Annotated in this window: 22 protein-coding genes and 1 tRNA gene; 12 read left to right on the plus strand and 11 right to left on the minus strand. The window is 72.8% G+C overall.

Annotated features, from left to right (window positions below; translation table 11 throughout):
* Nucleotides 1-642: 642 nt before the first annotated feature.
* Both AB4039_RS27910 and AB4039_RS27915 read left to right on the plus strand, forming a co-directional pair.
* Nucleotides 643-2,028 (plus strand): molybdopterin-dependent oxidoreductase, encoded by a 1,386-nt coding sequence (locus tag AB4039_RS27910; RefSeq protein WP_442272092.1) that lies wholly within the window; start codon nucleotides 643-645, stop codon nucleotides 2,026-2,028.
* On the plus strand, nucleotides 2,025-2,597 hold the full coding sequence (locus tag AB4039_RS27915; protein ID WP_266844587.1) for a hypothetical protein: 573 nt from the start codon (nucleotides 2,025-2,027) through the stop codon (nucleotides 2,595-2,597). The genes AB4039_RS27910 and AB4039_RS27915 overlap by 4 nt, the downstream gene beginning before the upstream one ends.
* Here the strand turns inward: AB4039_RS27915 and AB4039_RS27920 are convergent.
* Nucleotides 2,567-3,244 carry a methyltransferase domain-containing protein gene (locus AB4039_RS27920; protein ID WP_266844588.1) on the minus strand — a complete coding sequence of 226 codons (678 nt, stop codon included), beginning with the start codon at nucleotides 3,242-3,244 and terminating at the stop codon, nucleotides 2,567-2,569. The genes AB4039_RS27915 and AB4039_RS27920 overlap by 31 nt on opposite strands.
* A 450-nt stretch (nucleotides 3,245-3,694) precedes the next feature.
* Nucleotides 3,695-4,525: an ATP-grasp domain-containing protein gene (locus AB4039_RS27925; protein WP_442272093.1), complete on the minus strand. Its 831-nt coding sequence runs from the start codon at nucleotides 4,523-4,525 to the stop codon at nucleotides 3,695-3,697.
* 212 nt (nucleotides 4,526-4,737) lie between these two features.
* Here AB4039_RS27925 and AB4039_RS27930 point away from each other — a divergent pair, with 212 nt between their 5' ends.
* Nucleotides 4,738-4,971: a hypothetical protein gene (locus tag AB4039_RS27930; RefSeq protein ID WP_442272094.1), complete on the plus strand. Its 234-nt coding sequence runs from the start codon at nucleotides 4,738-4,740 to the stop codon at nucleotides 4,969-4,971.
* 65 nt (nucleotides 4,972-5,036) lie between these two features.
* Here the strand turns inward: AB4039_RS27930 and AB4039_RS27935 are convergent, their stop codons facing one another.
* Together AB4039_RS27935 and AB4039_RS27940 are read right to left on the minus strand one after the other, a co-directional pair.
* Nucleotides 5,037-6,152, minus strand: coding sequence for a Vgb family protein (locus AB4039_RS27935; RefSeq protein WP_442272095.1), 1,116 nt, complete (start codon nucleotides 6,150-6,152; stop codon nucleotides 5,037-5,039).
* Between the two features lie 414 nt (nucleotides 6,153-6,566).
* Complete coding sequence (locus tag AB4039_RS27940; RefSeq protein ID WP_266844593.1) at nucleotides 6,567-7,145, minus strand: hypothetical protein; 579 nt, start codon at nucleotides 7,143-7,145, stop codon at nucleotides 6,567-6,569.
* 312 nt (nucleotides 7,146-7,457) lie between these two features.
* On the opposite strand from AB4039_RS27940, the gene AB4039_RS27945 reads away from it, so the two are divergent.
* Nucleotides 7,458-8,294, plus strand: a complete 837-nt coding sequence (locus AB4039_RS27945; RefSeq protein WP_442272096.1) for a hypothetical protein — start codon at nucleotides 7,458-7,460, stop codon at nucleotides 8,292-8,294.
* Between the two features lie 76 nt (nucleotides 8,295-8,370).
* Here AB4039_RS27945 and AB4039_RS27950 read toward each other — a convergent pair whose 3' ends face one another.
* On the minus strand, nucleotides 8,371-8,967 hold the full coding sequence (locus AB4039_RS27950) for a TetR/AcrR family transcriptional regulator (RefSeq protein ID WP_266844595.1): 597 nt from the start codon (nucleotides 8,965-8,967) through the stop codon (nucleotides 8,371-8,373).
* Between the two features lie 93 nt (nucleotides 8,968-9,060).
* Between AB4039_RS27950 and AB4039_RS27955 the strand changes: the two genes are divergently transcribed.
* The gene (locus AB4039_RS27955) at nucleotides 9,061-9,849 is read left to right on the plus strand and encodes an SDR family NAD(P)-dependent oxidoreductase (protein WP_442272097.1); all 789 of its coding nucleotides are present in this window, start codon (nucleotides 9,061-9,063) and stop codon (nucleotides 9,847-9,849) included.
* 64 nt (nucleotides 9,850-9,913) lie between these two features.
* Here AB4039_RS27955 and AB4039_RS27960 read toward each other — a convergent pair whose 3' ends face one another.
* Nucleotides 9,914-11,539: a putative glycoside hydrolase gene (locus AB4039_RS27960; RefSeq protein WP_266844598.1), complete on the minus strand. Its 1,626-nt coding sequence runs from the start codon at nucleotides 11,537-11,539 to the stop codon at nucleotides 9,914-9,916.
* Between the two features lie 210 nt (nucleotides 11,540-11,749).
* On the opposite strand from AB4039_RS27960, the gene AB4039_RS27965 reads away from it, so the two are divergent.
* Nucleotides 11,750-12,763 (plus strand): polysaccharide deacetylase family protein, encoded by a 1,014-nt coding sequence (locus AB4039_RS27965; RefSeq protein WP_266844600.1) that lies wholly within the window; start codon nucleotides 11,750-11,752, stop codon nucleotides 12,761-12,763.
* A gap of 196 nt (nucleotides 12,764-12,959) precedes the next feature.
* On the opposite strand, the gene AB4039_RS27970 is transcribed toward AB4039_RS27965, so the two are convergent.
* A complete protein-coding gene (locus AB4039_RS27970; RefSeq protein WP_442272098.1) occupies nucleotides 12,960-14,489 on the minus strand; it encodes an FAD-dependent monooxygenase in 1,530 nt (509 codons plus the stop codon).
* A gap of 88 nt (nucleotides 14,490-14,577) precedes the next feature.
* On the opposite strand from AB4039_RS27970, the gene AB4039_RS27975 reads away from it, so the two are divergent.
* On the plus strand, nucleotides 14,578-15,213 hold the full coding sequence (locus AB4039_RS27975) for a TetR/AcrR family transcriptional regulator (protein WP_442272099.1): 636 nt from the start codon (nucleotides 14,578-14,580) through the stop codon (nucleotides 15,211-15,213).
* Between the two features lie 158 nt (nucleotides 15,214-15,371).
* Here the strand turns inward: AB4039_RS27975 and AB4039_RS27980 are convergent, their stop codons facing one another.
* Nucleotides 15,372-16,019: a hypothetical protein gene (locus AB4039_RS27980; protein WP_442272100.1), complete on the minus strand. Its 648-nt coding sequence runs from the start codon at nucleotides 16,017-16,019 to the stop codon at nucleotides 15,372-15,374.
* A gap of 600 nt (nucleotides 16,020-16,619) precedes the next feature.
* Here AB4039_RS27980 and AB4039_RS27985 point away from each other — a divergent pair.
* The 4 genes from AB4039_RS27985 to AB4039_RS28000 all read left to right on the plus strand — a co-directional run bounded on the left by AB4039_RS27985 (nucleotide 16,620) and on the right by AB4039_RS28000 (nucleotide 19,567).
* On the plus strand, nucleotides 16,620-17,321 hold the full coding sequence (locus tag AB4039_RS27985; protein WP_266844607.1) for a response regulator transcription factor: 702 nt from the start codon (nucleotides 16,620-16,622) through the stop codon (nucleotides 17,319-17,321).
* Nucleotides 17,318-18,769, plus strand: coding sequence for a sensor histidine kinase (locus tag AB4039_RS27990; RefSeq protein WP_442272101.1), 1,452 nt, complete (start codon nucleotides 17,318-17,320; stop codon nucleotides 18,767-18,769). Before AB4039_RS27985 ends, AB4039_RS27990 begins: the two co-directional genes overlap by 4 nt.
* A 181-nt stretch (nucleotides 18,770-18,950) precedes the next feature.
* The gene (locus tag AB4039_RS27995; protein WP_266844609.1) at nucleotides 18,951-19,358 is read left to right on the plus strand and encodes a hypothetical protein; all 408 of its coding nucleotides are present in this window, start codon (nucleotides 18,951-18,953) and stop codon (nucleotides 19,356-19,358) included.
* Nucleotides 19,355-19,567 carry a hypothetical protein gene (locus AB4039_RS28000; protein ID WP_266844610.1) on the plus strand — a complete coding sequence of 71 codons (213 nt, stop codon included), beginning with the start codon at nucleotides 19,355-19,357 and terminating at the stop codon, nucleotides 19,565-19,567. Before AB4039_RS27995 ends, AB4039_RS28000 begins: the two co-directional genes overlap by 4 nt.
* A gap of 199 nt (nucleotides 19,568-19,766) precedes the next feature.
* On the opposite strand, the gene AB4039_RS28005 is transcribed toward AB4039_RS28000, so the two are convergent.
* From AB4039_RS28005 to AB4039_RS28015, 3 genes are all read right to left on the minus strand, one after another.
* A tRNA-Asp gene (locus tag AB4039_RS28005) sits at nucleotides 19,767-19,857 on the minus strand.
* A gap of 158 nt (nucleotides 19,858-20,015) precedes the next feature.
* The gene (locus AB4039_RS28010; RefSeq protein WP_442272102.1) at nucleotides 20,016-20,687 is read right to left on the minus strand and encodes a hypothetical protein; all 672 of its coding nucleotides are present in this window, start codon (nucleotides 20,685-20,687) and stop codon (nucleotides 20,016-20,018) included.
* Entirely contained in the window at nucleotides 20,648-20,887 is a 240-nt protein-coding gene (locus AB4039_RS28015) for a hypothetical protein (RefSeq protein WP_266844613.1), read from the minus strand. The genes AB4039_RS28010 and AB4039_RS28015 overlap by 40 nt, the downstream gene beginning before the upstream one ends.
* 221 nt (nucleotides 20,888-21,108) lie before the next feature.
* Here AB4039_RS28015 and AB4039_RS28020 point away from each other — a divergent pair, with 221 nt between their 5' ends.
* Entirely contained in the window at nucleotides 21,109-22,074 is a 966-nt protein-coding gene (locus AB4039_RS28020) for a peptidoglycan-binding protein (protein WP_266844615.1), read from the plus strand.
* The last annotated feature ends 116 nt before the right edge of the window (nucleotides 22,075-22,190 follow it).

The following is a 22,190-nucleotide window of genomic DNA, read 5'->3' on the forward strand; positions in this document are numbered from 1 at the left end:
GCGCGCCGAAGACGTGCGTGAACCACTCACGCAGGAGCAGAGGGGATCCAGGGCGGCGGGTGAAACACCCGTGCCGCCCGGCGACTCATCCAGTTCTACCGACGCCCCGACCCCCTGGCAAAGACCCCACCTACTACCGACCCTCGCAGGACGTACCCACGAAGCCGGTACGAGATCTGCCGAGCAGCGGAGACACCGGGCCTTCACCGGCTACTACCCCGCTTCGCATGTGACGTGAGTCCTATGGGGCGGCTCACCCCCGAGGCGCTCGAATGTCACTGAAAGTCACGAGTTGTGCCGCTTCGTCCGCCATGAGGTCGAGGTCGTTGACGCCGCGGGGCGGGGCAGAAACCCGCGGCTGGGGCCCGGACCTGCCGTGGCCGTCCCCCGGGTGCGCCTCAAGCCGCCGGGGCCGTACACCGATCCCCCCTCGGGCGGCCGGCCGGCGGGCCGGAACGGGCAGCGCCTGAGCCGTGACGGCCATATCGCCGGCCCCGCGACCCGAACCCGCGGGCGCGACAACGCGCCCCGGCAGTCGTAAGGACCACGCCGCGTGTCAGGCGAGGGGTTCGACATGTGGGTGCGGGATGTTTTCCGGGGCACCAACGCCCGATAGGCCTGATATCTACGGAGGTGCCCGACATGGACGCGCACGGCGGCAGGCAGCACGGGCCGGACGGGGAACCAGTGCGCGGCTCCGCTGACCCGAGGCCCGCACCGCCACCTCGGCCCTCGGCCACCGAGCGGCTCCGGGCCACGGCGGAACGGGCGCGGGCGGCGGGCCCACCGCCCGGCCCCGCCCGGCCGGAATTCTGGCGGAGCCCCCTGCGAGGCCCCTGGCTGACCGGGGTGTTCGGACTGGCCCTCCTGGCCGGGATCACCCTCCTGTTCATCACGGGCCTGCTGTCGTACGCGGCCTACAACCCCGACCTCGCCGTGCGCAACGACCAGACACCGGACAAGGGGTGGCTCGGGTTCTACCTCTTCACCTGGCCGACCTCTCCCTACTGGCTGTACCGGCTCACCCAGGGCGTGCACACCGTGCTGGGCGTGGCCCTCGTACCCGTCCTGCTGGCCAAGCTGTGGTCGGTGATCCCGAAGCTGTTCGAGTGGCCACCCGTGAGATCCGCCGCGCACGCCCTGGAGCGCCTCTCGCTCCTGCTGCTGGTGGGCGGCGCCGGCTTCACCTTCGTCACCGGCATCCTCAACATCCAGCTCGACTACATCTTCCCGGGCTCCTTCTACACCCTGCACTTCTACAGTTCCTGGGTCTTCATCGGCGCGTTCGTCGTCCACGTCGCGTTCCGTCTTCCCCGCGCCTTGCGTGCGGTCCGGTCCGGCGGGAACCACCAGCCCGCATCCGGCTCCCACGAGGCCGCCGGGCTGGTCTCGCCACGTCCGGCCCGTCCGACGATCTCCCGCCGCGGGGCGCTCGCCATGGTCGGATCCGGCTCCTTCGCGCTCCTCTTCGTGACCGCCGGGCAGAGCATCGGCGGCTGGTGGCGACAGACGGCCCTGCTGGCCCCGCACGGCCGCGACCCCGGTACGGGACCGAACGGCTTCCAGATCAACAAGACGGCCGCGTCCAGCGGGATCCGGCCCAGCGACATCGGCCCCGCCTGGCGGCTGACCGTGCGCGGCGGCGGCCGGCAGGTGGTACTGACACGCGAGATGCTCCTCGCCCTGCCCCAGAACGAATCGGCCCTCCCGATCGCCTGCGTGGAGGGATGGTCCACCCCCGACCAGCAGTGGTCGGGCGTACGGCTCAGCGACCTCGCCGCCCTCGTCAGGCTCGGCACCGACACCCCCCAGGTCCTGGTCGAGTCGGTGCAGCGCGGAGGTTCGTTCTCCTCCGTGGTCCTCGCGCCGAACCAGGCCCGTGACCACCGTTCGCTCCTCGCGATGCGGGTCAACGGCGCCGATCTGTCCCCGGACCACGGCTACCCGGCGCGCGTGATCATCCCGGCCGCTCCGGGCGTCCACAACACCAAGTGGGTCACCCGCCTCACCTTCGGAGAGCCCGTATGACCCCCCGGACCCCTCGTTCCGCCCGTTCCGCCCGTTCCGCCCGTTCCGCCCGCGGCGCGGCTTCGGCCTTCCGCCACCGCTACGGTGCCTCCCCGCTCCACCTGCTCCTCGTCCTGGCCTCCTTCGCGCTCGCCGTGTACGCCGGGATCAGGCTCCTGAACGGTGACACCCTGGGCGTGGCGATCTGGTTCGTGGGAGCCGCGCTCGTGCACGACCTGCTCCTGCTCCCCTTGTATTCGCTCACCGACCGGGCGGCCCAGCGGCTGCTACCCGGGCAGCACCCCGCCGGTGAGAGCACGCCGTGGCCGAGCATCAACCACCTGCGCGTCCCGGGTTTCATCTCCGGTCTGCTGCTCCTGGTGTGGTGGCCGCTGATCCTGGAGCAGGGCGGGCACTACACCGCCTACACGGCCCTGCCCGCCGACGGATTCCTCACCCGATGGCTCCTCATCACCGCCGGCCTGTTCATCGGCTCGGCCGCCGTCTTCCTGATCGGGACGTGGCTGCGGCTGCGGCCCCGGCGCAGGGAGGTCCGCGCTCAGGCCCACGCACGCAAAGCCACGAAGTGACGCTCGCCCCGGGGGCCGGTCCACCGCTCGGTGGCCGACCAGCCGGACTCCCGGGCGAGCCGTTCCAGCGCGGACGGACCCACGGCGGCCCACGAGAACACCGGGCTCACCGCCCGTTGCCCGGCGTACAGACGCACCCGCCGGCGTTCGTTCACCTCCGTCGCGGACACCTCCACGATCAGCAGCCCCCGGTCGCACACGAGATCACCGATCCGCCGCAGCAGCAGGCCCGGGTCACCGCCGATGCCGATGTTCCCGTCGATGAGCAGCGCCGTACCCCAACTGCCTTCCGCCGGCAGCGGGTCGAACACCGAGCCGCTGCGCGCGGGACCGCCCCTGCACACCGTGGAAATCACAGCCGAGGTGCACACGTCGATGCCCAGTACCTCGCTCCCCCGCCGGGCCAGGGCTTCCACGAGGCGACCCGCCCCGCACCCGATGTCCAGCACCCCACCCTCACACCGTGCCAGTACCGACTCGTCCCCCACGTCCGGCGGCCCGGTCCACCGCACCACTTCCAGGGGAAGGAGCCAGCCCTCCCCGTCCCTGAGCGAGAGGTCTCCCTCCCGCGAGTCCATCGCCTGCGCGTAGGGCCTCCCGTTCCACGGCTCCGACCGGCCCGTCGTCCCCGAAACCGCGCCAATCACACCCGACTCCTTCTCCCGCACCCGCGCCCGCACCCGCACCCGCACCCGCACCCGCACCCGCCACATGACAGCACGTAGACGTGCGATGCGGCAGGATCCCGGGCGGCCATGGATCTCGTGTCCGTTCCCGACACGCCTCAGGCCTGAACCCGCGGGCTCGTCGGGGCCGTGGCCGAAGCCCACCACGGCGACGCGCAGCCGCCCCCGTCCCGCCGACACCGGCCGCCGCCCTGTCCGGGGCCCTCTGGTCCGATCAGGTGGCACCGGTGTGACGCACCAGAGCGGGTGATCAGGCGGATCGATTCGCCACCGGAACCCCTCCTGGGGGCGGGCACGCACCACCCCGCGATCACCTCCGGAAGGGACCTTTCCCGTCATGAGGCTCCGCTCCACCGTCGGCGCCTGTCTCGGCGCCCTCACCCTGGTCCTGTCGATCGCGCGGCAAGTGCATCAACCTCTGTCACCCTGGAGGTCCGCTCCGTCCGCTTCGACGCCCCTCAGGACTGAGGGGCGTCCGAAGGCGCGGGCCGCCCATCGGTGCGGCCGGTCCCGCTCGGCTACCGCGGTGATCGGGCCGGCGGCGCGGAGCACCGTGTCGAGGACACGGTCCGGTTCGGCGGCGTAACAGTGGGCGAACCACGCCATGTTGGCCTCGACCACCGCCCAGCCGCCGTCGGTGAGCCGGCCGATGTCCAGGCATACCGCGCTGGGCAGACCGGCGGCCGTCGCGTCGAGGACCGTACGGCCGAAGGCCCGGCTCTCGGCGTCCAGCGGAGCCGGGTCGAGGCGTCCGTGGACGGCGTAGCGGCTACCGGTGACGGCTTCGCCGTCGAGGACGAACAGCCGGTACTCGGCGGCGAACTCAACCACCCCGCTCACCAGGACCGGCGTGGAGCCGTCGAGCCGGCCGGGCAGGCTGGTCCCGTCCTCGTGGACGGCGGCGGGCAGCAGGTCGATCTTGGCAGAGGGCGGCTTCACGAAGGCCCGTTCCCGCAGCGTCCGGGCCTCGGCGAGGGTGGTGAGCCGTAGGCTGCGCCGCAGGAGGGGGTGCGGTACGTGCGTCAGCCAGTCGTCGGCCGGTTCGAGCAGCCCGAGGCCCAGCGGGCCGGCGAGGCGTGCGGCCGCACGGGGGCCTCCGTACCAGTGGACCCGTCGTCCTTGGGCGCGCGCCGCCCGCTCGGTCACCTCGTAGCCGCGCCAGGCCGCTGCCCGGGCGATGAGTTCGGCGGTCGAGGTGCGGGGCGCGGACAGGAGGAGGACGGGCGGGGTACGGGCTTCCATTCCCGTGAGCCTAACGGACCCCGGTCACCGGCCGAACGAGCGCCCGGAGACTCCGGCTTGCGGGGTGAGGGGCGCGCGGAATGCCGCCCGGATCCTGCGCGCCGGCCCGGCCCGCCCGGGCCGGCGCGCGGTACGCGAGGATCCGGGGGACCGTTCAGGGGCGCACCGGGTCGTGGCCGGACGGGCGCGAAGACCTCGAAGAGGAGTGGTGGATGGCTGCGATCGTGTACTTCCGGAAGATCTCCGAGACCGAAGAGGGCGTGGAGTACGAATTCGGTGACGACCCCGACGACTTCGGGCGGCGATTGACCGTGGACAAGGCTTCCCGCACCTCGACGGTCCGGGACGCGCTGGTCGACCACACGTTCCTGAAGGCCTCGCGGAAGCTCAACGCCCTGCACACGGAGCGGGGCGTGTGGCCGGAGCGAGGGATGAGTGTGAGCTGATCACCGCTGCCGCGGTTCCGGTCAGGCCCGCGCCTCGCCCGGATCCCGCCTGGCCGACGGGGGGATCACCGTGGGGGCCAGCCGGTCCGGCCGGGCACGAGGTGGAGGGGGCGGTGCTCCATGGGTGCCGGGTGGAGCGGCTGGTGGGGGTGACCCGCAGGCGCCGGGTGGGCCGCCGGTGCCCCGCTGCCTGAAAGGGCCTGGACACGGYCGACGGCGCCGGCCACCAGCTCGGTGAACCAGATGTTCCGGTCGGGCCCGGCCGTGATGTTGAAGGGCACCTTGTCCGCGCCTCCCGGGACTTCGAACTCGGTGATCTCACCGCTCCCGCTGATCCGGCCGATGCGGCCGGACTGCACGGCGTACCACATGTGTCCGTCCGGACCGCGGGTGATGTCGTAGACCTGGTAGTCGGGGACGGGCACCGGGAAGAGCTTGATGTCACCGCGCGGGGTGATGCGTCCCACCGAGTTCAGCCCGCTCGCGGTGAACCACATCCCGCCGGGTCCGGCCGCGATGCCGCTCGGGAACGAGAAGTCGCTGGACAGCGGGAACTCGGTGACGTGCCCGGACCGGCTGATCCGGCCGATCTTGCCGGAGAACAGCTCGGTGAACCACACGGAGCCGTCGGGGGCGGCGGCGATGTAGTACGGGAAGCCGTCCGGCGTGGGGAGGGCGTACTCGGTCACCGTGCCGTCGACCGTGATCCGTCCGATGGCGTTCGTTCCCGACTCGGTGAACCACAGCGCGCGGTCGGCGCCGAGCGCGATCCCGAGGGGGTAGCGGCCCGGGCCGGGCAGTGGGAACTCGGTGACCTGGCCCTTCGTCGTGATCCGGCCGATCCTGTTGCCGGTGTATTCGGTGAACCACAGGGCACGGTCGGGGCCCTGGGTGATGTTCTGGGGGATGCTGTCCGCGTTCGGCAGCGGGTATTCGGTGATGGCGCCGCCGGTCGTGATGCGCCCGATCCGGTTGGCCCCGGACTCGGTGAACCACAGGGCCCGGTCGGGGCCCGTCGTGATGCCGGCGGGGAAGCTGTCGGGGGTCGTGATCGGGTACTCCGTCACGTTCCCCACGTCTGCCCGTGCCGGGGCGGTGGTGGCGGCGACGGCGAGCAGCGCGCCGAGGGAGGCGGTGAGCAGCCTGTGCAAGCGTCGTCGGAGCATCAGCGGGTACGGCATGGACCGGGGTCCCTCTCGGTGGGCGGCAGGCAGGCGACATGTGACGGCATATCAGCTTGCGTCCCGTGCCCACCCCAGCGCACGCACGGGTCGGCCRCGAACCGCCCGGCTGCCGTACCGGAACGGCGGCCCGAGCCCCGGGGCGGCGTCCCCCGAGGGTCGCGGCGTAGGGGTCCGGCCCGTTGCCGCGCCGCTCCGGTACGAGGTCGAGGCCGAGCCCGGCGTGGAAGTCCCGGCACGCCTCCAGCCGGGTCGGGTGGATCACGAGCAGGTCCGTGGTCAGCTTGAGCATCCCTCTGCCTGCCACCAGCCGGTGCCGTCCATCCTCGATCCGGGTCGTGCCGCCCGCCGGGGGCTGGAGTCCATGCACCGACCGAAACCGTCGCCCCGGGACCGGGTCTCCCGCGACTCCCCTCAGGAGTAGACGATGGGGCAGCCGCGCCGGATCGAGTGCTGGGCGGCGCGCAGAAACAGGGCGACGTAGAAGGCCGTTCCCAGGTCCTCGCTCCATGGTCCCGGCCGGGTGGCCGCCAGTTCCTCGGCCGCTCCGTCCAGGAACCACCCGGTCAGCTCGAGGTTGTCGCACGCCACCGGGATGTCGGCGGGCAGGCTGATGGCGGCTGCCAGCCGCTCGGCGAGGGCCAGTATCCGGGGCGCGCCGGCGATCACGTCGCACCCGGCGTCGACGGGCAGCCGGACGTCCTCGTCGAGGGGCACCGGCACCAGCACCGTCCAGCCACAGAGGGAGTCTGCCTCTTCGGGCGAGAGGTGTGCCTCGCACAGCGCACCGAACCCGTCCATGGAGGGAACGAGCTTCTCCTCGAAGGACTGCCCGGAGCCGCGGACGAACGCGGCCTCCTCGGGCACGGACAGGTAGGGCGGCAGCCCGCGCTGCTCCAGCTCCCGGTTCAGGGCCGAGGCGACGGCGCCCCGATCTCCCTCTTCCTCACCGAACCACTCCTTCGCGCCGACGCCGACCAGGTAGATGCCCATGGCCGCAAGGTACAGAGCCGCACTGACATCCCGTTCCGCCCGGACCGCCGGAACGGTTCCCTTTCCTCGCCGACGAGGTCTTCCGGATCCAGACCGGGTACGAAGCGCTCTGGCCCGAGATCCCGCGCGCCCCCAAGACCCCGATCGCCCGGCCGGAGACGGAACGTGCCGCGATGACCGCCCTGGTGCGACGGGAGTGGCGCCGCGGCGGGCGCACAGGAACCGCTCATCGCGTGCGCCCGTCATCTCCACGGGGATCACCACAGGCTCAACAACCCTTTCGTCCTTCACCACCGAGGTCCGAGGAGATCCATGGCCGACACCGTCAACTCACCGGCCGCACGCTTGCACGAACTGCTGGTGGCGCTCCTGACCGATGGCGCCGCCGTGTCGGTACCGGTGCACGACGCCCCCTCCTCGCTCGCGCGTGACGTCCCGGGCGCCCCTCAGAGCGCCGACGCCATCACGGGTCTCCACGACGTCATCGCGCGCGCCGCGGCGCTCGGCCCCGAGGGCACGTGGCTGGTCGCCGCGGGCCATGCGACCCTCGGCGGCCTGGCCCTCGCGCACGGGCAGGCGGACCAGGTCGTCTTCCACCTCGACGCCGCGGTGACCGCCGGCTTCAACGACTGCGTGGCGCTCCACGTCGCCCCCATACGTCCGCTGCACCACGATCCCAGGTTCCGAGCGCTGTACCAGCGGATGCGCGTCACCCAGGCCGACCTCGACGAGTTCTTCTGGCTGCACCGGGAAATGCAGATCATGACGAGGGACGCCCAGAACGCGAGCGTCGAGAACATCGGCCGCCTCGACACCGGGGTGTCGCTGCTCCCGCAGGCCCCCATACCGACCCGCGAACCGGACACCGCCGGCGTCCTGATCACCCGCATCGATCTCGCCGCGACCCAGACCGCCCTCCGACAGGCCGCCCTGAAGGCGGAGTTCCAGCGCAGCTCCGGCAACACCAGCCTGAGTCTCATCGACGACTCGTGGGACGACTCCCTTGCCAGGCGCGACGCCTGGCACGCCGAGGAGCTGGAATCCCGGCGCGAGCGGGCCGCCGCGGCCCGCGCCTTCGTCGAACGCCCCGACGCCGGCACCGTGCTCATCCCCTGCCCGCCGCTGGGATCGATCACCTACCCGGGCTGACGCGGGCCCGTCGGGTGAACCCCTCCTCCGTGGCCTCCGGGTTCCCCCGCCGGCGGGGGAACCCGGAGGCCCGGGGCTAGCGGTCGGGGTGGCGCAGGCCGGTCAGCAGTACGTCCAGGGCCAGGTCGGTGGCCTCCGCCAGCGGGGTGTCGTCGAGCAGGGAGCCCAGGGCCAGTGTGGCCAGGCCGTGCACCGTGGAGAAGGCGACCTGGGCGAGCCGGGCCGGGTCGCCCGCGCGGACGGTGCCCTCCGCCTGCGCCTGCGCGATGAGCTCGGCGGTCGTTTCGAGGCTGCGGTGCCCGAGCTCCCTGAGTTCGGCGCTGGAGTCGTCGGCGTGCTTGGCGCTGAACATGAGGTCCAGCAGGGGTGCGTGGGTGACCGCGAATTCCACGTACGCCCGCCCCAGGCCGGCCAGGCGCGCCGGCACCGGCCCGGGCGCCTCCGCGGCGGTCCGCAGGCGCTCGTTCAGCCGGGTGAAGCCGCTGACGGCGAGGGCGTCCAGCAGCGCCTGCCGGTCGCGGAAGTGGCGGGACGGCGCGGCGTGGCTGACGCCGAGGTCGCGGGCCAGGGCGCGCAGGGACAGGCCGTCCACACCCGACTCGGTGAGGACGGTCTCCGCGCGCTCCAGCAGAGCGGCCCTGAGGCTGCCGTGGTGGTAGGGCCCCTCGTTCAAGGCGGGCTCCCCTCTCCAGATGTTGTCATTGACTACAATGGTGGCATCGCCTACATTCGAGACCATCAACACGTGGAAACGGAGCAGCCGACCATGCCTATGACATACCAGGGAACCGTGGCCCTGATCACCGGGGCAAGTGCCGGCCTCGGTGTCGAGTTCGCCCGCCAGTGGGCCGAGCGCGGAGCGGACCTCGTACTCGTGGCCCGCCGCCTCGACCGGCTCGAAGGGCTCGCGGCGGATCTTGAGAAGCGCTACGGCGTCACGGCCCACGTGGTCGCCGCCGACCTCGCCCGGCCCGGTGCCGCGGCCGCTCTTCGCGCGGAGCTCGACGCCCGCGGGATCACGGTCCACACCCTCGTCAACAACGCCGGGTTCGGCAGCCACGGCCCCTTCGTCCGGCAGGACGTCTCGCAGATCAACGAGATGATCCAGCTGAACGTCGTGGCCGTCGCCGAGCTCACCCGGGCCTTCCTGCCCGATCTCGCGGCCGACGGCCGGGGCGCGCTGGTCACCGTCGCGAGCACGGCGGCCTACCAGCCGACCCCGGCGATGGCGGTCTACGGCGCCACCAAGGCCTTCGTCCTGAGCTTCACCGAGGCCGTCGGCTACGAGACCCGTTCCTCTCCGCTGCGGGTGCTCGCCGTATCGCCGGGTCCGGTCAGCACGGAGTTCTTCGACGTCGTCGGCAGCCGCGACGCGGCCGTCGGCCGGATGGCCACCCCGGAGCAGGTCGTGACCGCCACGCGCCGAGCGCTGGAGCGCGGCAAGACCCCGCCCAGCACCGTCGCCGGCCTCGCCGGCCGCGCTTCCGCCCTCGCCTCCGCCCTCACGCCGCGGCGCCTCACCCTGGCGGTGTCGGGACGGATCCTCAAGGCCTGAACGCGCTTCGGCGGGCCCCCGGAACCGGGGACCCGCCTCCTGCCCGGCCGTCGGCCGGGCCGTGTCAGCGCTTGGCGATCTGCTGGAGTGCCGCGCCCTGGTAGCGGGCGCCGGCGTTCCAGAGGATGAAGGAGCTCATCTTGTTGGCTTCGGCGGCCTTGATCTGTGCGGCCACCTCGGCCGGCCCGTAGGTGCTGCCCATCGAGAAGTCCTGCAGCCACGGGACGATCTCGGTCTGCGTGTCCTTCGCCTGGCGGGCGAAGTCGGCGAGCGAGCGCTGCACGATCGCGTACGGGGAAGTGTCGGGCTGTGCGACGCCGTACTCCCCCGGCGCCCAGTGGGACGGGTAGACCATCGGCGCGACGTAGTCGGTGACCTTGACCAGGGCACCGATGTCCTGTGCGATCTCGGTGGGCCGGGTCGCGGCGATGCCGAAGACCGAGACGCCGAGGTACTTGGCGTGGGGACGCAGCGCGGTCCGGGTGTCGGCGACGAACGAGGTGATGGACTGCTCGGGCGTCGCGGTGCCGATGCCCGGGAAGCGCATGTGCGACAGCGGGCCGTCCGGCCTGCGCACGTAGTCGTAGAGAACGTCGTCGAAGCCGAGCCGGGCCGCCTCGACGGCGAGGTCCTGGTTGTACTTGCGGACCGTGGGGTTCGCGAAGTTCGTGAAGGACAGGGCGCCGTAGTGGCCGCCGTCGTAGGGCTGCCCCGACGGGGTCAGCACGAGCTGGTCCTGGTCGCCGGCCTTCCAGGCGGCCGCGGCGAGCTTGGGGTCGCGGAAGGCCACGATGCGGCCGATGACCTGGGCGCCGGCGGCGTGGATCTCGGCGATCGCCTTGCGGGCGTCGTAGTAGCCCTTGGCGGCGCCGATCCGGCGGGCCAACGGCACCTGGGACGCGTACCCGACCTCGCCGTCCTCGTCCTTGACGTCCAGCTCGACGGCGTTGAGCTTTCCGCTGCGGACCAGTGCGAGGACGCCGCCGCGCAGCGTGTCGTCGCCCCAGCCGATGGCGGTGATGTGCGCGGCACGGATCATGGGGCGGCGCCCCCGGGCGGACACGTCCTTGGTGGTGGTGTTTCCGGCGCGGTCCACCGCCTTGACCGTGACCAGCGGCGTGCCCTTCGGCACCACGGCCTTGAAGGCACCGGCCTTGTCGACGGGGACCTTCTTGCCGTTGACGCTCACGTCGGCGTCACCGGAGGCGTTGCCGGTGATGGTCACGGGGGCAGCGACGTTCTTGATCACGGGGTCGGCCACCTTCAGCTCCGGCGGGGTGGTGTCCACGCTGAAGCCCACGACCTTGCGGTACGAGGCGAAGGGGAGACTGCTGCCGCCCGCCACCACCAGGGTGTGCCGGCCTTCCTTGAGGTGCGGGAGGCCGATCTTCAGGCGGGCGCCTTCGGCGGTGAGCGGGACCGCCGCGCCGTCCAGGGTGGCGTGCGGCTTGTTTCCGCCGCCGGGCGCACCTGCGGCGAGATAGGCGCTGACCTGGGCGGCCGCGCGTGCGTCGAGAACGGCGCCGTCGCTCACGCCCTGGATGCCCGGACCCGGCGCGAGGAACGTCCAGGCTCCGACGCCCGCACCGGCCAGAGCGAGCGCCCCGGTCGTCGCTATGAGGGCGCCGCGGCGGGCCGGGCGGCGGAGACGGCGGGAGGAGGCGGAGCGCGGTATGCGGGTACGGGGCATCGTGACGTCCTTCGTGCCGGGGGTGCGGGCCTGATGCTGTCTCCATTCATTGCCGCTGCGTGGGCCGGTCGACTGCTTCCGCCGATATTTCACACGAACGGCCCGGATCGCCTGCGGCGTGGCGGCTACGCCATGCAGGGGACAGTGCGGTAGGGAGCCTCCCTGCGCCGGTAGGTATGGCGCGACACCTACCTTTCGGAAAGGCTCCCGATGCGCCACCCGCTCATCCCACTCGGCGCCCTGGCAGGCGCCGCCGCCCTGCTCGCCACCGGCTGTTCCGCCGGGTCGTCAACGGCCACCGGGCACCCCCGTACGACCGCCTCGCAGGCGGCGGTCGGCCCCGCCGCCGCGAAGGGCCCGGCGGAGGTAGGCGCCAACGAACTCGGCCAGGTGCCGGTGCTGATGTACCACCAGCTCACCGCGAAGCCGACCAGTGTCTACGACCGCACACCGGCCGATTTCCGGGCCGAGCTGGAACGCCTCGCACGGGAGGACTACGTGCCGGTGACGGCAGGTGACTTCCAGACGGGCCGCATCGACATCCCGGCCGGCACCCACCCGGTGGTCCTGACGTTCGACGACTCGACCAACAGTCAGGTGCGGCTCGGCGCGGACGGCACCCCGGTCCCGGATACGGCCGTCGCCATCCTGGCGGAGACCGCGAAGAAGTACCCCGCGTTCAAGCCGGTGGCGACCTTCTTCGTCAACGCGGACGCCTTCTCGGCCACGGGCTCGGCCAAAGCCCTGACCTGGTTGAAGGCGCACGGGTACGAGGTCGCCAACCACACCGACCGTCACGAGAACCTGCGCTCCCTGGACCAGGCGGGCGCCGCGAGGGCGATCTCGGCCGGCCAGCAGGCGATCGAGAAGGCCGCACCCGGGACGCGGGTCACCTCGCTCGCGCTGCCCTTCGGCGCCATGCCCGAGCCGGCCGGGGTGGCCGCGCGGGGAACGGGCTACCGCTACGACGGGGTGTATCTCGTGGGGGCCAACCCGTCGGTCTCGCCTTTCGCGAAGGCCTTCACACCCGGCGCGATCCCCCGGATCCGCTCGGCGGGGCCGAAGGACGAGGATGCCGAGTTCGGTTCTTCGCGCTGGCTGGACAAGCTCGCCGCCGGAAAGAGCCGGTACGTCTCGGACGGGAACCCCGACACCGTCGCCTTCCCGCGCGCCGCGCAGAACGAGCTGTCGCCGGCCTTCGCGAAGCGGGCCCGCCCGTACTGAGCGGTTGGCGCGGAGTACCGCCGGGGTGGTCGCCGGTATGGTCGCCGCTGTGCGGGGACTTCCCCGAACACCGCGCGTGCACACGGCGTTCACCCGTCCCGGTCGTGATCGGCGCGGGGGCCCACGCCTTCGTGGGTGATGAGTCCGCCGGGGCGGTACCGCTTCACCGCTCCCATGCCGAACCGCTCGAAGGCCCTCACCCGGACTCCCCCGCGATCCCATCGGCCACGAGGTCGCCGGGGCCGAACCAGCGGGTGAGCGTCTCGGTGAGACCGGCGCCGCCGGCCCAGCAGACGTAGCCGTCCGGGCGGACGAGTATGGCCTCGGCGTCGGTCTCGCCGGATTCCGCCCGGGCACGCACGTGGGTGACCCGGTCGCTCCAGGGGGCCGCGGCGGCAAGCGGGGCGTCGGTGAGGTTGAGCAGGACGCCGCGTCCGGAGCGCGTCAGGTGGCTGAACCGGACCCGCTCGCCGTCGACGACGAGGTCGAGGTCGGGCATCCGCAGGCCCAGCAGCGGATGGGCCGAGGCGTCGGGAGACGGGAGGCAGAGGTCGAGCCCGGCCATCACACCGGCCATGTACCGGTTGGCGTCGGGCAGGCGGAGCAGGTCAGTGAGCACGTCGCGCAGCTCGCCCAGCCCGCCGTCGCGCTGCGGCCCCATGATCACCCCCTGCGCCCGGGTGAGGGCCAGCACCCGCGCGGCGACGGGGTGCCGCTCGCTCTGGTAGGTGTTCAGCAACTCCTCGCCCGCATCGGCGCGCAGGACGGCGGCGAGCTTCCAGCCGAGGTTGAACGCGTCCTGCACCCCGAGGTTGAGCCCCTGGCCTCCGGCCGGGGAGTGGATGTGCGCGGAATCGCCGGCGAAGAACACGCGACCGTGGCGGTAGTGCTCCAGCTGCCTGCTGGCGTTGCTGAACCGGGAGGCGTAGCGGATCTCGGCGACGTCGAGCGCCCCGCCGTGGGTGGCACGCAGTACCTCGCGGACCTCCTCGGCCGTCACCGGGGCGTCGCGCTCGGCCAGCATGGTCCGGGGGCCGCTGAAGATGAGCTTGTGGAGGCCGTTCGCCAGGGGCGTGATCATGGCGAAATGGCCCTGGGGCGTGGTGTGGATCCGCGAGCTGATGTGTCCGGCGGAGCTGGTGTCCACGTCCCCGGTGAGCAGCAGATCGGCGGTGGCCATGCGGACGGTGGCGGCCTCGCCGGGGAAATCGGCTCCGATGATCTTGCGCACGCTGCTGTGGGCGCCGTCGCAGGCGACGAGGTAGCGGCCCCGTACGGACAGGTCCCCGCCCGGTCCGGTCACGGCGATCGTGACGCCGTCGGCGTCCTGTTCGAGGCCGGTCAGCCGGTGCTCCCTGAGCACCTGACCGCCGAGCTCGGTGAGCCGGTCCTCCAGCACCGCCTCCAGTTGGTCCTGCGGGAGCAGGACCGGGTGCGGGTACGGGGTGTCCCACGCCGCGTAGTCCAGGGGGACGGGCAGTCCCGCGAAGTGGCCGCCCTCCAGCCGATAGTCGATCGAGCGTCCGAGCGCGTCGTCCAGCAGACCGCGCAGCGCGAGCATCTCGGCGGTCCGGGGCTGGATCGCCCCGGCGCGGGACTGGAGGTTGCGGCCGGGCAGCCGGTCCAGCACGACGGCCGGGACGCCGGCGAGGGCGAGTTCGGTGGCGAGCGTGAGCCCGGCGCCGCCGGCCCCGACGACGATGACACCGGTGACCTGCACGTTCATGGAGCCTCCCAGGACGATTCCTTCACTTGGTAGAGAACTATACCAGGTGCAAGTTTCTCCTCGGTACCCCTATTGGTATCGTGGGCGCATGACTGAGCAACTTGGGCTGCGGGAACGCAAGAAGCAGCGCACCCGACAGACGATCTGCGAAGCGGCGCTGCGACTGTTCCTGAGCCGCGGCTTCGACGACGTGTCGATCGTGGAGATCGCCGAGGCCGCCGAAGTCTCCAAACGCACGCTGTTCACCTACTTCCCGACCAAGGAAGACCTCGTCCTGCAGCAGTTCGCCGACCACGAGGACGAATCGGCCCGCGTGGTCCGCGCCCGCCCGGCCGGTACGAGCCCCCTGGCCGCCCTGCACGCCCACGAGCTCGACGCCCTGGCCCGGCGGGACCCCGTCACCGGGCTCACCTCCGACCCGGACGCCCTGGCCTTCGCCAGGCTGCTCAGCACGACGGCGAGCCTCAGCGAGCGGCTGCTCCGGTACGCCGGACGCAGCATCGCCGCCCTCGCCGAGGCGCTGGAGGAGGCCGGCGCCGACGAGCTCACCGCGCGGCTCGCCGCGGTGCAGGTCGTCACGGTCCTGCGCGCCCTCGCCGACCGCAACAGTGACCAGGTGCAGGCGGGCCGCCCGGCCGACGACGTGTACCCCGAGGCCGTCGCCGCCGCCGACCGGGCCTTCCTGCTCCTCGGCGTGGGCCTGGCCGACGCCCTTCCCGCCTGACACCCGGGCAGGTGCCCGCGGCGGCCCGCAACCGCCGCGCGCGGCCGCACGCGGCCTCGTACGGAGCGGACCGTGTCCGGGCCCACGGGGCGTGCGGGGCCGCCGCGCCCGCTCGGCGCGGCGGTGGAACCTCCGGGGTGTCCCCGGCTGTGAGGCCGTCAGCGCCCGAGTGCGCCACGGACCGTCAGTCCGTGGTGGCGGCGCAGGCGGCGCATCTCCCACCAGGACAGGGCCGTGACCGTGACGGGGGCGCCGAGGACGAAGACCGCCCGGACGCCCGCCGGGACCTGCGGATAGGCACCCGTGACCAGGTCCAGCAGCGCCATCTCCCACACCAGTACACCGGCGAGGACGGGCGGCACCACCTCGTGGATGTCGGCGGTACGGAAGACGTGGACGAGCGAGAGGCCGATGCCGTAGAGCGCGAACCCGATCGACCACAGGCACAGCACCGCGATGACGATCTTTCCGGGCAGCCCGACGGCGTTGCGCAACCCCGCCAGTTCCGGGGCCATCGCGAGCGCCGAGGTGCCCATGGACGCCATGATGGCCACCACCGCGCCGAGTGGACGCAGGGCCCGTCGCAGGTACACGCGCCGCAGCCCACCCCTGGCGGCGGCCACGAAGCCGCCCACGACGACGGGGAGGGTGCAGACCAGTACCAGGACGCTGGACCAGCTCTGGTCGAGACGGTCGTCCGCCACGGCCTTGACCCCGTCGGCGCTGATGACGGCCTTGTACGTGAGCATCAGGCCCACCCAGGCGACCAGTCCCAGCACGGTCCGCCAGAGTTGGAGCCTGCGCACCTGTGGATCGTGCACGATCCCGCGACGTGACGGACGGAAGGTCCGCTGGGCGGCGTACAGGGGATTGAGGATCGCGCGCAGGATCTTCCTGCCCCGGGAGGGCTCGACGGGCGGCCGCAGGTACGGGGGGTACGGGGCGTACGGGGATCCCTGCGGCGGGACCGAGTACGGGTACCCCTGCGGCGACGCCGGGCCGACCTGGGCTGGCCGGCCCGTCGGCTGCCGTCCCGCCTCTCCGCCTGCCCGGTCCCCGTACCCGCCCCCGCCGTACCCGCTCACCGCTACCCCGCCGTCCCGCCGCCCTGCCCTGCCGATGCCCCGCATCGTAGTGGGCGACGCGCGTGGCGCCAGGGCCGACGGCCCACCCCSCGTCGTCCCGCCGCCGGGACCTCGGCGGCCGCCGCACCGGCGGCTGCCACGGGTCCGGCCGGTGCCGACGGGGCCGGGCCGGTTTCCGCCGACCCCCCGGGGACGGCCCCAGGGACGGAACGGTACGGAACCTGACCGGAAACGGGCTCCCGGTCGGGGCCCGCGTCCGGTCGGCCTGGACGGCTGTGAGAGGGTCGGCCCGGTTCGGACAGGGGCAGTGCGGGAGGCAGCATGAACACGGCAGTGGTGCTCGTGGCGGACGACGACGCCGCCATCCGGCGTTCGCTGGAGCGCGGACTGCGGCTGAGCGGATTCACCGTGGTCCTCGCCGAGGACGGGCCCGGCGCTCTCTCCCAGGTGGACGCACGGCCCCCCGACGTGCTCGTCCTGGATGTGTCCATGCCGGGGCTGACCGGTACGGAGGTGTGCCGGAGCCTGCGCGCACGCGGGGACGAAACCCCCGTCCTGATGCTGTCGGCCCTGGACGAACTGGCCGACCGGGTCGCCGGGCTCCAGGCGGGCGCCGACGACTACCTCGTCAAGCCCTTCGCGCTGGAGGAGCTGGTGCTGCGACTGCACGCCCTGCTGCGGCGCAGCCCGGCGCGCAGCGAGCGGGACGTGCTGCGCGCCGGACCGCTGGAGATGGACCAGGCGACCCGCCAGGTGCACCACGGCGGGGCCGAGGTCCACCTCACCCGGCGGGAGTTCGAGCTGCTGGCGGCCCTGGTGCGCAACGCGGGCATCGTCCTGACCCGGGACCAGTTGCTGGACCGGGTGTGGGGCTACGACTTCGAGGTGCGCACCGATGCGGTGGACACCTTCGTCAGCTACCTGCGCCGCAAGCTGGAAGAGGGCGGACGCCCCCGGCTGATCCACACGGTACGCGGCGTCGGGTTCGTGCTGCGCGTGCCCGGCGCGGGGAGCGGATCGTGAAGCTCGCCACCCGGATCGCGCTCTCGGTCACCGTGGTCATGCCGTTGCTGGTGCTGGCCGCGGGTCTGCTGGTGCTCGGGCTCGTCAGCCGCGACCTGCGCCAGCAACAGGACGCGCGGCTCCAGGACGGTGCCTCGGCCGTCCTGCCCGACGTACGGGCCCTGCTGGCCGCCGACCGCAACGGCCGGCCGAAGGCGGAGCAGAACCAGCACCGCAAGGTGCTCGGTGACGTCCTCGACGCGGGGATCCGGGTGCGCGGCGCTGACGGAGCGACCGTCCTGGAGGGCGGTCCGCAGCCCGACGCGGCGGTCCGGCTGCCCGACCTGACCCCGCAGGGCCCGGTCACGGTCCGCGCCAAGGGCCACGCCTGGCGGGTGCTGAGCGTGCCGGTGACCGGCGCCGCGCCCGGGAACCTGTGGATCTACACGGCGGCTTCGAGCACCGACCCGCAGGTGGCCGCCGTACGGCGGCGGGTGCTGCTCGTGGCCCTGCTGGCCGCCCCGGTGTCCGGACTCCTCGCGTACGGACTGGCGGGGCGCGCCACCGCGTCCGTACGGCGGCTGAGCCGGCGGGCCGCCGGACTCGACCCGGCGGCCGGGGCCGCCGCCTTCGTCGGTACCCCGGTGAACATCGCCGAGGTGGACGAACTGTCCGCGGCCATCGGCCAGCTCCTCACCCGCTACGACGAGCAGGCGACGCGGACCGCGCAGGCGCTGGACACCGCCCGGTCCTTCTCTTCCGCCGCCTCGCACGAGCTGCGTACGCCGCTGATGAGCATGCAGACGGACCTGGACGTACTCGCCGCCCACCCCGACCTCTCCCCCGGTGAACGGGCCGAGGTGGTGCGCGACCTGCGGAACGACCACGCCCGGCTGCTGGAACTGCTCGGCGCGCTGCGGATGCTCGCGCTCGGCGACCTCGTGGAGGTCTCCGCCTTCGCCCCGCTCGACCTGTGCGAGCTGGTGGACGCGGCTGCCGACGAGGCGGCGCGCCGGCACGGCGGGTCGGGGCTGGTGCTGGACGTGGAGCTGCCGGCGGAGCTGCGGATCTTCGGATGGGACTCCGGTCTGAAGATCATGCTCGCCAATCTGCTGGGCAACGCGGTGGTGCACGGCCACCGGCCGGGCCGGCCGCCGCGGGTCACGGTCCGGCTGCGCGCGCAGGGCGGTTTCGCAACTCTCACGGTGGACGACGAGGGGCCCGGTGTACCGCCCGCCGAACGCGAGGCCGTCTTCGGCCGGTTCCACCACCGGCCCGGCAGCCCGGGCTCCGGCCTCGGGCTCACCCTGGTGGCGCAGCAGGCCGCGCTGCACCGGGGCACGGTCAGCCTCGGCGAGGTACCCGGCGGGACGGGCGCGCGCTTCGAGGTGCGGCTTCCGCTGGTCTCGGACGACGAACCGACGGTGCGGCTGCCCGCACGGCGCGACTGGATCTCCCGGGGCGACTGATGGGGGCGGGGTTCGGACGGCCCCCGGGAGCGTCCGGGGAGCGGCGCGGTGCGGCCCGTGCGGCCCGTGCGGCCGGTCCGGCCGGTCCGGCGGTCACAAGGAATCCACAAAAAGGCTCCCTAGCCTCCTGCTCGGTCGGCGCGCCCACGCGTCGGCCCGTCGCACCGAAGGGAATACCACCATGCTCGCGAACCGTAGGACCGCCGCCGCGATCGGCGCCGTCGCCCTGGCCGGTGCACTGCTGTCCGCCGGCCCCGCGCAGGCCGAAAGCGCCTCGCCGAGCCCGGCCGCTTCGGCGAAGTCCGCGCCGAAGGGCGACGGYGCCAAGTCGATCTGCAAGCGCCTGCCGAAGACCGAGGCCCGGATCAGCGCCTCCCTCACCCGGCTGAACGGCGACGCCACCGTCGCGGGCTCGGTCGCCCGGCTGGAGCAGCGCGTCACCGAGGCGAAGAACGCCGGCCACACCGAGATCCACACGTACCTCAACGACCGCCTGACGTTCCGCAAGAACCTGGTGCCGACCCTGCAGAAGCGCCAGGAGGACCTGAAGGCCGTCTCCACCTGGTGCTCCGCGCAGGGGTCCAAGTGAGGTCCGCCCGGCGCGGTGCGGCCGTACTCACCGCCCTGGCCGCCGGGGCCGTCCTGCTGCTGACCGGCTGCGGGGGCGGCACGGCCGCCCACCCGAAGGCGGAGCAGTCGGCGGGCACCGACGGCCAGGCCGCCGACATGCAGGCGAAGCTGGACGCCGCCGACAGCGCGGCCTCGCAGGCGGATACGGACGCCACGCAGAACAACTGACCTCGGTCTCGACGGCCCACCCGGCACACCCCCGGGTGGGCCGTCGTCGGCGTACGGGGGAAAGGCTGCGGCGCGCCGCGGATGAGCGTCTCCGGTTCGGTGGCCCGGTCCGGGGCCGCGCGACGGCTCCCTCCCGGCGCGGTCCCGAACACCGGAGGGCCCCCGGTGGACCGGCGGCTCCGGGGGTGCCCGCGTACGGCGGAGAGGGCAGGATTCGAACCTGCGTGGATCCCGATGGAACCCGAACGGCCGATGGCCGGTCCCCGATCAACCACTCCGGGCACCTCTCCCTCGCGACCGGGCCCGGTCACTCTCCCGGTCACGACAACCAGACTGCACCACGTCCCCTGACCCCGCGCTGACACGCCCGGCGGACACCCGCGGCACGCCCTGCCGACAGAACCCGCGCAGCCGTGACGGCAGCCACTCCCCCGCTCCGGGTCCGGCGTCACGGGCCGTCTACGGCCTTCCGCAGCTGGTACAGGTTTCCGGAGTCCGGGCGACCGACGTGCCGGTAGAGACGGGGCGTCCGGTCGGTGCCGCCGACGCTCCACACCTGCCGGGAACACCCCGGTACGCGGACCCGGACCTCTTGGGTCCAGGCGTCGCGTCCGGGCTCGTACGACCAGGTGCCCGAGCCCGAACACCTCCGTGACGGGCCGCTGGGCGGATCGTCGGGGGCGTGTTCGCCGACGCCGGAGGCCGTGACCCGGCCGTCCGAGGTGAAGACCAGCGTCCCGCTCGTGTGGTCGACCCAAGTGCCGGCCACGGTCGACGGACCGATCGCCGGCGGCTCGTAGGCGGGCAGCAGGCCTGCGGCGAAGGCGAGGGTGCCGAGGAGGCCCGTTCCCGCCACCACCGCCGCACCCCACAAGGCCACTTGCCCGACCAGTCCCCGGCGCCGGATCCGGGCGACCAGACCCCCCGGCGAGAGCGCGGCCGTCGCCACCGCCCAGAAGACGAGCGCGCTCCGCTCCTCCACGTGGTTGTACGTCGCGGAGGCCACGACCGGTGGTGCCATCAGGGCTGCCACCACCACCGGTACCCACCACGCCTCGCGTCCGCCGATCCGACGGCCGGTCAGATCGGCCAGTGCCACGGCCGGCAGTACGAAGACCACGGACAGGAGAACGCGATCACGCCGGTGATCACGCTGAACGAGAGCAGCCCCGCCGCCAGGGCGGAGCGGTCGACCGGAGTGTCCGGCGGGGGTTGCGTCCGGACGTACAGGAGGACCACCACGAGGGCGAGCGCGCCCTCCAGCCAGCCCACCAGCACCGAGACCACCAGCACCCGGCCGTACGACCGCTTTTGATCCACGGTCACCCCTCCCTCGTACTGCGTCGAAACGAAACGAACGTCCGCCCGGCCGACTACGGGCATCCATTCTGCCCAGTCGGGCTGAACATGTTCAATTAATCTTCCGGGCGCGGCGGCGGCGCCTTCGGCCGGCATTCCGGAACGGCAGACATCCGCGAGATCCAGCTGAATCGTTTCGACAGCTCAGGACGGTATCGGGTCACCAACTCCCGGGGATCCTCATGAAAACCGACAACTCCGGTTACCTCACCGCGCACGACCTCGTCCGGCCGCCCGCAGCACAGGACGCCCGCCCCGAAGCGCGCCCCGCCGTCCGGCTTACGCGGCACCACGGCCGGCACCTCACCCGCGACACCTTCACACCTGGAGGCATCCCCATGAGCACACCCCAGTGGCAGCAGCTCACCGACCACCTCATGACCGTCCCCGAACAGATCTACGAGGGCTGGAACAGCCACGACGGATGGGACAACTACACGCGCTGGGGCGAGGAGTTCGGCGAGGACGGCGTCGCCTGGTGCGTGATCTTCGACTGGTGCATGTACCACGACGCCGGTCTCGACGCGATCGTGCCCAAGGTCGACAACGTGAGCGGCTTCACGGCGTGGGCCAAGGCTCGCGGTCAGTGGTCCGACTACCCCTCCGTCGGCGCCTGGGTCAACTTCGGCAACGGCGCCCACACCGAGATCGTCACCGGCTTCGACGCCGACACCGTCTACACCAAGGGCGGCAACAGCATCCAGGCCGGCTCCGCCGACCACGGCCAGGGCAACGGCGTCTGGTCGCACTCCAACCCGCGCCGCAGCAGCTACGTCACCGGCTACTTCGCCCCCCGCTACCCCGACGGGCAGTGCCCGCCCACCGCCGACCCCAGCGATCCCCGCGGCGGCCCCGCCGTCACCTCCTGGCGCTGGACACCCCCCGCGTCCGACTTCGAACCGTTCCCCGGGGACGGGTTCTTCACCGCCGGCCGCCGCAGCCCGATCATCGCCGCCATGCACGACCGGCTCGTCGACGTCGGCTGCGACCGCTACCGCAGCACGGCGAACGCCGACGTCTGGGGCTCGGGCGACGTCAACTCCTACCAGGCCTGGCAGCACCAGCTCGGCTACACCGGCTCGGACGCCGACGGCACCCCGGGTCCCACGTCCTGGGCCAAGCTCAAGGTCCCCAAGGCCGAATCCTGACGCGAGCCGCTCCGAGGCCGCCGGCTTCCCCGGCCGTGCCGCACATGGCGTGCGCCCGGTTCGCCGTCGCCCGGGGCGAGGACGGCCATCAGCGGCAGCGGGCCGCCCGCGCCCCG

It is taken from the genome of Streptomyces sp. M-16 (genome assembly GCF_052114405.1).
Lineage (GTDB): Bacteria > Actinomycetota > Actinomycetes > Streptomycetales > Streptomycetaceae > Streptomyces.

Excerpts from the sequence above, each read along its gene's own strand:
- AB4039_RS27910 (WP_442272092.1), top strand. The coding sequence starts at position 643 with ATGGACGCGCACGGCGGCAGGCAGCACGGGCCGGACGGGGAACCAGTG.
- AB4039_RS27915 (WP_266844587.1), top strand. The coding sequence starts at position 2,025 with ATGACCCCCCGGACCCCTCGTTCCGCCCGTTCCGCCCGTTCCGCCCGT.
- AB4039_RS27925 (WP_442272093.1), bottom strand. The coding sequence starts at position 4,525 with ATGGAAGCCCGTACCCCGCCCGTCCTCCTCCTGTCCGCGCCCCGCACC.
- AB4039_RS27930 (WP_442272094.1), top strand. The coding sequence starts at position 4,738 with ATGGCTGCGATCGTGTACTTCCGGAAGATCTCCGAGACCGAAGAGGGC.
- AB4039_RS27940 (WP_266844593.1), bottom strand. The coding sequence starts at position 7,145 with ATGGGCATCTACCTGGTCGGCGTCGGCGCGAAGGAGTGGTTCGGTGAG.
- AB4039_RS27945 (WP_442272096.1), top strand. The coding sequence starts at position 7,458 with ATGGCCGACACCGTCAACTCACCGGCCGCACGCTTGCACGAACTGCTG.
- AB4039_RS27955 (WP_442272097.1), top strand. The coding sequence starts at position 9,061 with ATGCCTATGACATACCAGGGAACCGTGGCCCTGATCACCGGGGCAAGT.
- AB4039_RS27960 (WP_266844598.1), bottom strand. The coding sequence starts at position 11,539 with ATGCCCCGTACCCGCATACCGCGCTCCGCCTCCTCCCGCCGTCTCCGC.
- AB4039_RS27965 (WP_266844600.1), top strand. The coding sequence starts at position 11,750 with ATGCGCCACCCGCTCATCCCACTCGGCGCCCTGGCAGGCGCCGCCGCC.
- AB4039_RS27970 (WP_442272098.1), bottom strand. The coding sequence starts at position 14,489 with ATGAACGTGCAGGTCACCGGTGTCATCGTCGTCGGGGCCGGCGGCGCC.
- AB4039_RS27975 (WP_442272099.1), top strand. The coding sequence starts at position 14,578 with ATGACTGAGCAACTTGGGCTGCGGGAACGCAAGAAGCAGCGCACCCGA.
- AB4039_RS27985 (WP_266844607.1), top strand. The coding sequence starts at position 16,620 with ATGAACACGGCAGTGGTGCTCGTGGCGGACGACGACGCCGCCATCCGG.
- AB4039_RS28020 (WP_266844615.1), top strand. The coding sequence starts at position 21,109 with ATGAAAACCGACAACTCCGGTTACCTCACCGCGCACGACCTCGTCCGG.